The 12,080-nt window shown below is 70.9% G+C and carries 10 protein-coding genes and 3 pseudogenes; 10 read left to right on the top strand and 3 right to left on the bottom strand.

Features of this window, described 5'->3' with window-relative positions:
• Positions 1 to 21 precede the first annotated feature (21 nt).
• Positions 22 to 880: pseudogene (locus AQI95_RS45125) on the bottom strand (IS5 family transposase).
• Positions 881 to 1,551: 671 nt separating this feature from the next.
• On the opposite strand from AQI95_RS45125, the gene AQI95_RS24100 reads away from it, so the two are divergent.
• The 4 genes from AQI95_RS24100 to AQI95_RS24085 all read left to right on the top strand — a co-directional run bounded on the left by AQI95_RS24100 (position 1,552) and on the right by AQI95_RS24085 (position 4,873).
• Positions 1,552 to 2,688 (top strand): molybdopterin-dependent oxidoreductase, encoded by a 1,137-nt coding sequence (locus AQI95_RS24100; RefSeq protein WP_425264897.1) that lies wholly within the window; start codon positions 1,552 to 1,554, stop codon positions 2,686 to 2,688.
• Positions 2,685 to 3,098, top strand: coding sequence for a hypothetical protein (locus AQI95_RS24095; protein WP_067127337.1), 414 nt, complete (start codon positions 2,685 to 2,687; stop codon positions 3,096 to 3,098). The genes AQI95_RS24100 and AQI95_RS24095 overlap by 4 nt, the downstream gene beginning before the upstream one ends.
• A 76-nt stretch (positions 3,099 to 3,174) precedes the next feature.
• On the top strand, positions 3,175 to 3,768 hold the full coding sequence (locus tag AQI95_RS24090; RefSeq protein ID WP_067127334.1) for a hypothetical protein: 594 nt from the start codon (positions 3,175 to 3,177) through the stop codon (positions 3,766 to 3,768).
• A gap of 52 nt (positions 3,769 to 3,820) precedes the next feature.
• Positions 3,821 to 4,873 carry an NAD-dependent epimerase/dehydratase family protein gene (locus tag AQI95_RS24085; RefSeq protein ID WP_067127331.1) on the top strand — a complete coding sequence of 351 codons (1,053 nt, stop codon included), beginning with the start codon at positions 3,821 to 3,823 and terminating at the stop codon, positions 4,871 to 4,873.
• Between the two features lie 77 nt (positions 4,874 to 4,950).
• On the opposite strand, the gene AQI95_RS24080 is transcribed toward AQI95_RS24085, so the two are convergent.
• Both AQI95_RS24080 and AQI95_RS24075 read right to left on the bottom strand, forming a co-directional pair.
• Positions 4,951 to 6,063 carry a sensor histidine kinase gene (locus tag AQI95_RS24080; RefSeq protein ID WP_107121719.1) on the bottom strand — a complete coding sequence of 371 codons (1,113 nt, stop codon included), beginning with the start codon at positions 6,061 to 6,063 and terminating at the stop codon, positions 4,951 to 4,953.
• Entirely contained in the window at positions 6,053 to 6,781 is a 729-nt protein-coding gene (locus AQI95_RS24075) for a response regulator transcription factor (protein ID WP_067127561.1), read from the bottom strand. The genes AQI95_RS24080 and AQI95_RS24075 overlap by 11 nt, the downstream gene beginning before the upstream one ends.
• 142 nt (positions 6,782 to 6,923) lie before the next feature.
• Here AQI95_RS24075 and AQI95_RS24070 point away from each other — a divergent pair, with 142 nt between their 5' ends.
• The 6 genes and pseudogenes from AQI95_RS24070 (at position 6,924) to AQI95_RS45120 (ending at position 11,724) form a co-directional block, all read left to right on the top strand.
• Positions 6,924 to 7,649 carry a glycosyltransferase family 2 protein gene (locus AQI95_RS24070; RefSeq protein WP_067127328.1) on the top strand — a complete coding sequence of 242 codons (726 nt, stop codon included), beginning with the start codon at positions 6,924 to 6,926 and terminating at the stop codon, positions 7,647 to 7,649.
• Positions 7,646 to 8,287 carry a TIGR04282 family arsenosugar biosynthesis glycosyltransferase gene (locus AQI95_RS24065; protein WP_067127326.1) on the top strand — a complete coding sequence of 214 codons (642 nt, stop codon included), beginning with the start codon at positions 7,646 to 7,648 and terminating at the stop codon, positions 8,285 to 8,287. The genes AQI95_RS24070 and AQI95_RS24065 overlap by 4 nt, the downstream gene beginning before the upstream one ends.
• The gene (locus AQI95_RS24060) at positions 8,284 to 9,153 is read left to right on the top strand and encodes a class I SAM-dependent methyltransferase (RefSeq protein ID WP_067127323.1); all 870 of its coding nucleotides are present in this window, start codon (positions 8,284 to 8,286) and stop codon (positions 9,151 to 9,153) included. Before AQI95_RS24065 ends, AQI95_RS24060 begins: the two co-directional genes overlap by 4 nt.
• Positions 9,150 to 10,589, top strand: a pseudogene (locus AQI95_RS50165) (glycosyltransferase family 87 protein); the annotation flags it as partial. The gene AQI95_RS24060 and the pseudogene AQI95_RS50165, both read left to right, overlap by 4 nt.
• Before the next feature lie 5 nt (positions 10,590 to 10,594).
• Positions 10,595 to 10,703: pseudogene (locus tag AQI95_RS49125) on the top strand (IS5/IS1182 family transposase); the annotation flags it as partial.
• 140 nt (positions 10,704 to 10,843) lie between these two features.
• Positions 10,844 to 11,724 (top strand): IS5 family transposase gene (locus tag AQI95_RS45120; protein WP_425264896.1). Its coding sequence is split into 2 segments (ribosomal slippage): positions 10,844 to 11,492 and positions 11,492 to 11,724, totalling 882 coding nucleotides; the frame shifts between segments, so codons are not numbered across the junction.
• Positions 11,725 to 12,080: the final 356 nt, after the last annotated feature.

The following is a 12,080-nucleotide window of genomic DNA, read 5'->3' as shown; positions in this document are numbered from 1 at the left end:
CTTACACGCTCATCGGCTGGTCTACGAGCCAAGCCACAGGCGAATTGCTGCAACGATCACGGTGCCGTGAAGGACGTAGGCCCTCTTGTCGAACCTCGTGGCCACTGCTCGGAAGTTCTTCAACGCGTTGATCGTTCGCTCAACTTCGTTCCTGCGCTTGTAGATCGTCTTGTCGAAGCCAGCGGGCCGGCCGCCCCTGCTGCCCCGGCGCTGGCGGTTGGCCCGCTGGTTCTTCGGTTCGGGGATGGTGTGGGATGCGGCGGGACGAGTACGCTCTATCGCCGCCGAGGTGGTCGGGCCGGGTGCGCGGATGCCCGCCGCCCAGGCGACTGACGCGGATGCGTTCCATGACCGGGATGAGTTGCGGGGCGTCGCCCCATTGACCCGGAGTTATCAACATGGCCAGCGGGCGGCGCCCGCCCTCACCAGCGAGATGGATCTTGCAGGTGAGGCCGCCCCGTGAGCGTCCGAGTCCCTCGTCGGGGCGGTGCTGCCGGGGGCGTGCGCGTGCACCCTTTCCCTGCACTCGGGGCGCTGTTCTGCGGGCCCCGGCGGCATGCTGGTGGGCCCTGCAGGAGGTGGAGTCCACGCTCACCATCGACCAGTCGATGCGGCCTTCTGCGTCGGCGTCAGCCAGTATGGCCGCGAAGACCTTGTCCCACGTACCGTCCGCCGACCAGCGTCTGTGCCGCTCGTACACGGTCTTCCAGGGACCGAAACGTGTGGGCAGATCCCGCCAGGGCACCCCGGTTCGCTGCCGGTACAAGATCCCGTTGATGATCCTGCGGTGGCTGACCCAACGGCCCCCGCGCCTCCCGGACTTCGGCAGATGCGGCTTCAGCCGGACCCACTCCGCGTTCGACAGATCTCCCCGCCTCATGGCCATGCCAACGACACGACACCACGACGGTCACAAGATCCGCCGGACAGGCCCTAGCCGCGCCAGCACGGTTCGAGATCACTTCATCGGGAAACGTCATGCTCTCGAAAGGAATTCGGCCGCCCAGAGCGGGTGCCCACCGTTGGAGTCGACAGTTCGGCAACTTGGGTACGCGCTGACCTGTTCCGGGCTGTCAGGACCGCTGCGGGAGGGAGCGCCGTTGGGTCGGAGGCCACGGCGGCCCGGCGGTTCCTGGAGGGCACGCTCCCTAGGTCGAAAGCTGAGGGTGAGGAGTCGGAGGTCGACTTCGCGGCTACGTGGCCGGCACTGGCCGGGCAGCGACGCGTGTGCGTCCTCGCGCTGCGGCTGTCCTGCTCAGGCAAGGCTGTGCACCGGCCCGACCGCCTCGCAGGAGGTGTTCCAGGAAGACTCATGTGGAGGCTTCGAGGTGCTGGACGGCGTGACGGCTGTATGGCGAAGCGCGGACGCCGGACAGGTTCCCAGCTTCCGCCAAGTGCCTGTCACAGCCAAGTGCCTGTCACACGGGTGGTCAGGACGGCGACGGGTGGAGTGCCGCGGATGTTCGGCGTGCCCTGTGGCCGGGAGACGTCCCTGTTCCGTAAGGCGGTCGGACGTTCCATGGCGGCCTTCCTCCGGGTGGGATGGAAGGCATGAGATCGCGCTTCTTTCCGCCCGTGTTCAAGGGCCGACTGCACGATGCCCGCACGGCGACCTCGATCGGGCGGTGGCTCGGCCTGGCGTTCGCGGTGTGCTTCTGCACCGGTTTGATCAGTCACTTCATGCAGCACCCGCCGGGATGGCTCGCGGGCGAGCTACCCAGCCGTCCGGTGTGGGGCTACCGGTTCACGCAGGGGCTCCACGTCGCGTCCGGTATCGCGGCGATCCCGTTGCTGCTCGCCAAGTTGTGGACGGTGTATCCCCGCCTGTTCGAGTGGCCCCCGGTGCGCTCGGTGCGGCACGCCCTGGAACGGGTGTCGGTGGCTGTCCTGGTCGCGGCCGCCCTCTTCGAGCTGGCGACCGGCCTGCTGAACACCGCCCAGTGGTACCCGTGGCCCTTCTCCTTCGTGGAGGTGCACTACGCCGTGGCCTGGCTGCTGATAGGAGCGCTGGTGCTCCACATCGCGGTCAAGGCACCTGAGATCGCGGCACACTGGAGCCGTCGCTCGGCGGGCACGCTGTCCCTGCCGGCCGAGGATGCCCCGGATCGGCGCTCCCTGCTCGCCGCGGTGGCAGCGGCGGTCGGCGCGGTCACCATCACCACGGTGGGGCAGTCCTTCACCCCGCTGAAGGACCTGACTCTCCTCGCACCCCGCCACCCTGACCATGGTCCCGAGGGCCTGCCGGTCAACCGGACCGCCGCCGCGGCCGGGGTCGGCCTGATCCACCCCGAGCGCTACCGCCTGACCATCTCAGGACCGCGGCCCTACACACTGACGTTGGACGAACTGCGCGCACTGCCCCAGCACGAGGTCGAGCTGCCCATCGCCTGCGTGGAGGGCTGGAGCAAGTCGGCGCACTGGACAGGCGTGCGCGTCGTGGACCTGCTGGAGCGGGCGGGCGCCCCGGTCCACGCGCGGGTACGGGTGGTGTCGTTGCAGACCCGGGGCGGTTACCGGGTCTCCGAGATGGGTCACGAGCACGCCCGGGACCCGCTGACCCTGCTCGCACTGCGGCTGAACGGTGAGGAACTGTCGCCCGACCACGGATACCCGGTGCGCCTGATCGCTCCGAACCGTCCGGGCGTACTGCAGACCAAGTGGGTCGGCCGACTGGAGGTCCTGTCATGAGAGTCAAGGTGCTGCGACTGCTGGCCGGTGCCGCCGGGCTGGCGCTGATGGGTGTCGGCGCTTCCTTGCTGTTGGACAGGCAGCAGGACCTGATGGGTGTACTGGAGTGGCTCGGCGGGGCGGTGGTGTTGCACGACGCGCTTCTCGCGCCGCTGGTGCTGCTCGTCGGACTGGTGCTGGTCCGTGGCGGGGTGCGGGGGCCCATCCGCGGGGCGCTGCTCGTAGGGGGTGCCCTTACCGCGGTGGCGCTACCGGTGCTGCTTCGACCGGGGCCGCGGGCCAACTCGACAGTGCTGCCGCTCGACTACCCGCGCAACTGGCTGCTGACCCTGGTGGCCGTGGCCACGTTCACGGTTCTGCTGGTGGTGGCGAAGGAGGTCCGCCGCAGCCGACGGCGTCCACCCTCGTAACGGCGGCGTCTTACGGGTGTCTTACGCACCGCCGGTACGGGCCCCGCCTGGCGTAGGGCATTCCTACGGTGGCGCCATGCGCACTCTTCGCACGGTGGTCCTCGTAACGGCTCCGCCCCTGTTCCTGGCTGTGGCGGGCCTGACCCACCCGCGGCATCTCACCGCGTCGACAGCCGCTCATTGGACGGCGCTGCATGTCGCCCTGCTGCCCGCCTTTCCGCTGCTGGCGCTCGGCCTGCTGGTGCCGCTGTGGGGCAGACCGTCGTATGACCTCGACGGAGCACTCACCGTGGTCGCCTGGGCCGGGTGTCTTGGTTACGCGGCCTACTACTCGGGGCTGGACGCGGTGGCCGGCATCTCTGCCGGGACAATCGCGGGCCATGGAGTGCACGAGGCGGTGGGGCGGCTGTTCTCGACCGGTGACGAGTTGGGCCGGGCAGGGGTGTACGCGCTGACCGTCGCCGCAATCGCCGCAGGCACGGTACTGCTGCGGCGCCACGGCGTCCGGGTGCTGCCCGGGGCCGTGGTGGTGCTGGGGGCGTGCTGGTCGTTCCTCGACAGTCACATCTTCTGGCCCCGCGGCGTGTTCACCATGTTCGCGTTCGCCGTGGGCTTCGGTCTGCTGAGCGTGGCGGCGTCCGGCCGGTCCGGAAGGCTTACGAACCCCTGACGGATCCGCGCCCCGGCATCCGCAGACGCGCACCCAGGCATAGCGTCGAAGCATGTTGATCCTGGTCACCGGAGGTGCGGGCTTCATCGGCTCGCACATCGTCAGCGCTTTCACCGGCGCCGGGCACGAGGTACGCGTGCTCGACGCGCTCCTGCCCGCCGCCCACCGTACGCCGCCGCCCGTTCCTGATGGTGTCGACTGGCGCCACGCGGATGTGCGCGACAGGGGAGCGGTGGCGGACGCTCTGCGGGGCGTGGATGCCGTCTGCCATCAGGCGGCGATGGTCGGGCTCGGCAAGGACTTCGCGGACGCGCCCGACTACGTCGGCTGCAACGACCTCGGCACTGCCGTACTGCTGGCAGGCATGGCTGCGGCCGGGGTACGCCGGCTCGTGCTGGCGAGTTCCATGGTGGTCTACGGAGAGGGCCGCTACGAGTGCGCCCGGCACGGCGTCGTGCGGCCGGGGCCGCGACGGATCGCCGATCTGGACGCGGGCCGTTTCGAACCGCCGTGCCCACACTGTGGCGAGCCCCTGTCCGCCGGGCTGGTGGGGGAGGAGGCGCCGACCGATCCGCGCAACGTCTACGCGGCCACCAAGCTCGCGCAGGAGCATCTGGCCGCGGCATGGGCACGGGCGACCGGTGCCCGGGTGGCATCGCTCCGCTACCACAACGTGTACGGGCCGGGTATGCCGCGGGACACCCCGTACGCGGGAGTCGCCTCCCTGTTCCGGTCCGCGCTGGCGCGCGGTGAGGCACCTCGTGTGTTCGAGGACGGCGGTCAGCGCCGGGACTTCGTGCACGTGCGGGACGTCGCGGGGGCCAACCTCGCGGCCATGGACGGGCTGGCCGCTCTGCCAGAGGGTGGATTGCGGGCGTACAACGTCGGCAGCGGCGAGCCGCACACGGTGGGGGAGATGGCCGCCGCGCTGGCCGCGGCACACGGCGGCGACGCACCCGTCGTCACCGGGGAGTACCGGCTCGGCGACGTCCGTCACATCACTGCCTCTTCGCGCAGACTCTGCGACGAGCTGGGCTGGAAACCGGTGGTGGACTTCGCCGAGGGAATGGCGGAGTTTGCGAAGGCTGCGCTGCGGGCCGGCTGAGCCTTCCCCGGTGACAACCCGGAGGGGCCGTCCATGTACTCCACAGGGACGGCCCTTCTCCGGACCGGAAAGCGCACTCAGGCGGCTGTCGGCAGGCGGACCTCGAAGCGGCAGCCGCCGGGCACGTTGTGGACGGCGGCCCGGCCGCTGTGGGCCTCGACGATGCCCCGCACGATGGCCAGTCCCAGGCCCGCACCGGCGGGCGGGGTGCGGGCGTCGGTGCCGCGCCAGCCGGTGTCGAAGACGCGGGGCAGGTCCTCGGACGGGATGCCGCCGCAGCCGTCGGTCACCGAGACGACGACGCTGCCGCCCTCCTCCCGGGCGGAGACGGCGACCGTTCCGTCGGTGGGCGTGCGGTGGATGGCGTTGACGAGAAGGTTGGCCAGGACGCGGGACATCTCGCGGCCGTCGACCTCGATCGGCACCGGTTCCACTCCGTCGCCGATGATCCGTACGCCGTGTTCCCTGGCGAGGGCGTCGGCACCCGCGATCGCGTCGCCGACGAGGTCGTAGACCGACATGCGGGCCGTGTTCAGGGCGAGTACGCCGGCCTGGATGCGGGAGAGTTCGAACAGGTCGCCGACCATCTCGCTGAGCCGCTCGACCTCTGTGCGGATCCGGGCGTGGTAGACGCTCGGATCGTCGACCACGCCGTCCTCCAGCGCCTCGGTCATCGCCTGCAGCCCGGCGAGCGGGGTGCGCAGGTCGTGGGAGATCCAGGCGACCAGCTCCCGTCGGGACTCCTCCAAGGCCTGCTCGCGCTCCCTGGAGGCGGCCAGCTTCGCACTGGTCGCGTCCAACTCTCGGACCAGTTGGGCAAGTTCAGCCGTGGGAGCGGCGCTGGGCGGGGTGAAGCGGCCCTCGTCACCGAGGGCGCGGGTGGCCTCGGCGAGGGCCCGGCTGCCCCTGACGACGCTGCGGCCCAGGACGAGCGCCACCGCGAGGGAGACGATCGCCGCTATGGAGCACACCATGGTGACGACCCACAGGTCGTGATCCGACAGCAGCATCGCCCACGACACGAGCATCGTCCCGGCGAGCATCGCCGCCACGGCGACGGCGGCGACCACGGCCAGCGACAGCGCGACCGAGCGGTTGCGCAGCAGCCTCAGCGCGGCCACACCGAGCAGTCCGGCGGCGCCCGCGCCGATCGCGGCGTACAGGGCGATCAGGAAGGTGTCACGCAGCATCGTCCGCCCCGCTCGCCTCAGGTACATCGAAGCGGTAGCCGACGCCCCACACGGTGTTGATCAGCCGGGGGCGGGCCGGGTCGTCCTCTATCTTCTCGCGCAGCCGCCGTACGTGGACGGTGACGGTGGACAGGTCGCCGAACTCCCAGCCCCACACGCGACGCATCAGTTCCTCCCGGCTGGTGGCTCGCCCGGGATTGCGCAGGAGGAACTCCAGTAGATCGAATTCCCTGATGGTCAGGGCAAGTTCCTGGCCGTGGCGGGTGGCCCGGCGGGCCGTGGGGTCCACAGCGAGCGGTCCGGCCCGTAGTCCGGTCAGGCGCGGTACGGACGGTGCGCTCCGCACCGCCGCCAGCGCTCCCGCACGGCGCAGCACCGACTCCACCCGCAGGACCAGCTCCCTCGGGCTGAAAGGTTTGGTGACATAGTCGTCGGCCCCGACCTCCAGGCCGAGGATGCGGTCCTCCTCGTCACCTCGCGCCGTCAGCATGATCACGGGCAGCGGGCCGGTCTCGCGGATTCGGCGGCAGACCTCCAGCCCGTCCATGCCGGGCAGCATCAGGTCCAGCACCACCAGTTCCGGCGGCTGTGCGGTGGCCTTGGCCACGGCGGTGGGGCCGTCGGCGGCCACAACGACGTCGAAGCCCGCCCGGGTCAGGTATCCGGCGACGACCTCGGAGACGGTCGGGTCGTCGTCCACGACGAGTACGCGGTTCACGGTATCGAGTCTCACACCGCCCCTCGGCTGTCAGGGGGAGTGGTGGCGGACGTCAGAGATCCGTAAGGACTGCCGCCGACGTCAGAGATCTGTAAGGACGCCAAGTCCCTTACGTCCCTTTTGTGTTCGTAGGGTGAGTGGGGTGATCGAGACTTCCCCCTCTTCTCCCGCCCGGGTCGATGTGGTGCTGCCCTGTCTGGACGAGGCCGAGGCCCTGCCGTGGGTGCTCGACCGGATCCCGCCCGGCTGGCGCGCCATCGTGGTCGACAACGGCTCCACCGACGGCTCGGCGGACATCGCCCGCGCACTCGGCGCCCACGTGGTGACCGAGCCGGTGCGCGGCTTCGGCGCCGCCTGCCACGCCGGCCTGACGGCCGCCACGGCCGACGTCGTCTGCTTCTGCGACTGCGACGCCTCCCTCGACCCCGCCCTGCTGCCGGACATCGCCGCACCCGTGCTGGGCGGCACCGCCGATCTGGTGCTGGGCCGGCGGCGCCCCACGTCCCCCAGGGCGTGGCCTGTGCACGCGCGCCTGGCCAACCTGGAGTTGGCCCGGCTCATCCGCAGGCGCACCGGGGTGCGTCTGCACGACCTCGGCCCGATGCGCGCCGTCCGCCGCGAGGCTCTGCTCGCCCTGGACCTGACCGACCGGCGCTCCGGGTACCCGCTGCAGATGGTGGTGCGCGGCGCCGATGCCGGCTGGCGGGTGCGCGAGACGGAGGTGCCGTATCACCCGCGCACCGGCCGTTCCAAGGTCACCGGTACCTGGCGGGGTACCTGGCAGGCGGTGCACGACATGCGTGCCGTGCTCGCCGAGACGCCCGCCACTACGACCGCCGTCGCCGGCGTGCGGGGAGGCGGACGATGAACGCCCTGCCTCCGGTGACTCTGCTGGTGATCGCCAAGGAGCCCGTGCCCGGCCGCGTCAAGACCCGGCTCACCCCGCCCTACACGCCCCAGGAAGCGGCCACTCTGGCCGAGGCTGCCCTCACTGACACGCTCCGCACCCTGCTGCAAGCCCCCGCACGCCGTCGCGTGCTCGCTCTCGACGGTACCCCTGGCCCCTGGCTGCCGTCCGGCTACGATGTCGTACCCCAGAGCCCCGGCGGCCTGGACGAGCGGATCGTCGCCGCCTTCGCTCACTGTGACGGCCCGACGCTCCTGGTCGGCATGGACACCCCGCAACTGACCGCCGACATGATCGCCGGAGTCGGCCGGGACGGCCGTGACGCCTGGTTCGGTCCGGCTGCGGACGGCGGGTTCTGGGCGCTCGGCCTCGCCGATCCCGCCCGGGCCGGTGCCTTGGTCCGTGGGGTGCCGATGTCGACGGACCGTACGGGCGCGATCCAGCGCATCCGCCTGGCCGAGGCAGGACTGGCCGTGACCGACCTGCCGGTACTGCGCGACGTGGACACCGCAACCGACGCCGCCGCGGTCGCCGCCTTCTGTGCGCGCGGCTCCCGCTTCGCCGCCGTCCTCAACTCGATGGCAGAGGTGGTCCGATGAGCGGGACGGTGGTCGGCATCGACTCCGCCGTGGCCGAGCGGCCGGAACCGGCCGTGGCGGAGCCCCGGGCGGAGAACCCGACGGTGGTCAGGGCCAGGAAGCGCATGGCGACGCTCCCCGTTCGCCCCGCCGTGTCCGTGGAACCGGGCGCACCGTGGATCGACGATCCCTATGCCCACGCTCTGCGCACCGGGCGCGGCCCGCTGTTCCTGCGCCGCCTGGCACAGCCCGATCACCCCGAGGGCTTCGGCGAGGAGCACATGCTGCCGCTGGACGTGGAGCGCTGGTGTGCACCTCCCGACGCGGCGGACACCAGCGTGCTGCGCCGATGTACGGGCTCCGTCCTGGACGTGGGTTGCGGGCCGGGACGCATGGTGGCCGCACTGGCCGCCCGCGGCGTACCGGCGTTGGGCGTGGACCTCAGCCGGGACGCCGTGAAGCGCACCCGGCGCAGTGGTGGCGCCGCCATCCGGCGCTCGGCCTTTGACCGCCTCCCGGGCGAGGGCCGCTGGGGCACCGTGCTGCTGATGGACGGCAACATCGGCATCGGCGGCGATCCCGTCGCCCTGCTCCGCCGCATGCGTGAACTCGTCGCCCCCGGTGGGGTCCTGCTGGCCGAAGCCGTCCCGCAGGACGTGGACCAGCGCCTCACCGTGCGCGTCGAGGACGCCCACGGCCACCACGGGCGGCCCTTTCCCTGGGCCAGGCTCGGCACCACCGCGCTCCTGAACGCCGCAGACTCCGCCGGCTGGACCCCGACCGGCAGGTGGACGTGCGAAGGACGCCCGTTCGCGGAACTACGCCGCCGGCGCGCGAATCACCCCGACGCGCAGCCCTCGAACACCGAAAGGCCGCACCACTCATGACCGACAGCGCCCCCACGCGTACGTCGGCTCCCCGGCCTGCGGAGCCATTGCCCGACCACCCCGCAGAGCCGGTGAACCGCCGCGTCGGCCGTACGCGTACCGCCCTGGTCGTGGCGGTGCTCGTCGCACTCGGCGCAGTTGTCATCGGCACGCTCCACGTCGGCGACAACCAGAGCGACCCGGGCCGCCTGCTCGTGGGATACGCCATAGCCTGGGCCCTGTTCGCCGCCGGGGTCTGGGCCGTGCGCAAACTCCCCGCGCGCGCCGCGACCTTCCTGGTGCTCGCGGGCTCCGCCGCCGTCGCACTGTCCGGCCTGGCGGCACCGCCCCGCACCAGCGACGACATGTACCGCTACGCCTGGGACGGCCGCGTGCAGGCGGCCGGTATCTCCCCCTACGCCCACCCGCCGGCCGCCCCCCAACTCGCCCGTCTGCGGGACGAGTGGCTGTTTCCCGCCGGCGGAGCCTGCGACGGCTGGGGGCTGAGGCGCACCGACAGCGGCGCGTGCGTCCGCATCAACCGGCCCGGCGTGCCGACGATCTACCCGCCCGTCGCGGAGGGCTGGTTCCTCGCCGTTCACGTCCTCTCGCCACCGGGTACTCGTCACAAGCCGCTCCAAGTGGGCGGAGCGGTACTGGCGTTCGGCACCACCGTCGCCCTGCTCGCTGTCCTGCGGCGACGCGGCGACCCGCAACGAGCCCCAGCCCGGGCCGCACTGTGGGGCTGGTGCCCGGCCGTCCCCTTCGAAGCCGTCAACAACGCCCACGTCGACACCCTCGGCGTCCTGCTCACCGTGCTGGCACTGGGCACCGCCACTTCCGGGGCGCGTCGTGGAGCCCTGCTCGGCGCGGCCGTCGCGGTCAAACTGCTGCCCGTGCTGGCGCTGCCCGGCGCCCTGTCCGGACAGCGCAGCGCGCGACGCATCGGGAGTGTGGCGGCGGCTGCCCTCGGCGCGGTCGCGCTCGCCTACCTGCCCTACGTCCTGGCCTCCGGCACCAGCGTCCTCGGCTATCTCCCCGGCTACCTGAACGAAGAGGGCTACGAACCCGGCGACGTACGCCGCTTCGCCCTGCTTCGGCTGGTCCTGCCGGACTCGGCCGCCGGAATCGCCGCTGTTGTCCTGCTCGCGCTGACGGCCCTGTTCATATGGTGGCGCGGAGACCCGGCACGTCCCTGGAGTGGTGCCCTCCTGGTGACCGGCACGGCGCTGCTGGTGTTCTCACCCAACTACCCCTGGTACTCCCTGCTCGTCATCGCCCTCGCAGCCCTGGACGGCCGCTGGGAGTGGCTCGCCGTCACCGTGGCCGGCACAGTTCTCTACCTCGCCGGGCGGCTGTTGCCCGGGTTCCCTTTGCAGGCATGGGCCTACGGCGTTGCCGCTCTCACGGTCGCACTGGGTGCCTGCCTGAGACGCATGAAGCCGACGCAGCCCCTGCTGAGTTGCTCCGGGCCTCAGCTGCCCGGCCCGGCGCCGTTCACGACATCAAGGCCGCCCGATCCCACGGCATCATCGGCGCCTTGACCCAGGCGGGCATCCCCTGCCGGGCCGGCAAGGCCGCCTGGCCACGTCAGCATGTGGTTGACGTGACTTCGAGCGATCGGTGGCCACGGGCCGGCCTGTCGACAGCAGTTCCTAGGGCCTGTCTGATGGGTCGATGACGAGCCAGGCTGTCAATCGTTCAAGGTCGCGTGGGACGGGGTGATCTGAGCGACTCTGAATGGATGCAGCTGGAGCCGCACTTACCGATGAACGCTGGTCGGGGCGGACGGTGGAAGGACCACCGGCAGGTCATCAACGGGATCTTGTTCCGCATACGGACCGGTATCCTGTGGCGGGATATTCCAAGGAGGTTCGGAAGCTGGCAGACCTGCTATGACCGGCACCGGCGCTGGTCCGCAGACGGCACTTGGGAGAGGCTTTTCCGTGTTGTCCAAGCTGATGCCGACGCGGAACGCCATATCGACTGGTCCATGGTGAGTGTGGACTCCACTGTGTGCCGTGCTCATCAGCACGCCGTCGGCGCACGCAAGCAGGCGCCGCGGAAATCTGGCAGGCGTGCCCGGCCCGCCGAGCACCGTCCGGATGAAGCCCTCGGCCGTTCACGTGGCGGTCTGACGGCAAAGATTCACTTGGCGGGTGAGGGCGGACGGCGGCCGTTGGCCATGCTGCTCACCCCCGGGCAGTGGGGCGATGCCCCGCAGATGATCCCGGTCCTGGAACGCATTCGCGTGCCCCGGCCGACCGGTGGCCGTCCGCGCAGCCGACCGGACCATGTGAGCGGCGACAAAGCGTACTCGTCACGCCGAAACCGCCGTTACCTACGGCGTCGGCAGATCAGCACACCATCCCCGAACGCCGTGACCAGCGGGCCCACCGTAGGCGCCGTGGCAGCAACGGCGGCAGGCCCACCGGCTTCGATCGAGCACGCTATGCCCGCAGGAACGAAGTCGAGCGACTGATCAACCGGTTGAGGATGAATCGGGCGGTGGCCACGCGCTTCGACAAGAGGGCGTATGTCTTTCACGGCACCGTGACTACCGCAGCCCTTCGGCTCTGGCTTTACGGATAACCCGCCGGACAGAACTCAAGAAGTGGCTCCGGGGGTGACGAGCGGCGCTGATGCAGGGCGCGCGCGGGCCGCTCGCGCGGTCAAGTGGCGTGTGTGACTGCGCTGTTGAGTGCTTCCGCACGCTGACCCACACGATGGACACGCAAAGCATTCGATTGAGTACACAGGGTAGTCACGTGGAGGTGTTGGCGTTCTCGCCGGCGGTGTGGGTGTCGCCCGGCTCGACGTCGTCGCGGAGCATGCGAGGCCCTGCTCCGCCTGATGCGCCGATTCGTCGTTTCGACCCGTTGGGGGGAGTTCTTGCAGGTGGACTCAGTGGCATCCCGCCCGTACCGGCTGGCCGTGGCATCTCCGGG

Origin of the sequence: Streptomyces yokosukanensis, from assembly GCF_001514035.1 — a bacterium.
GTDB lineage: Bacteria > Actinomycetota > Actinomycetes > Streptomycetales > Streptomycetaceae > Streptomyces > Streptomyces yokosukanensis.
Note: the sequence above shows the minus strand (reverse complement) of the source record. Positions and strands in the feature narration are given on the sequence as shown.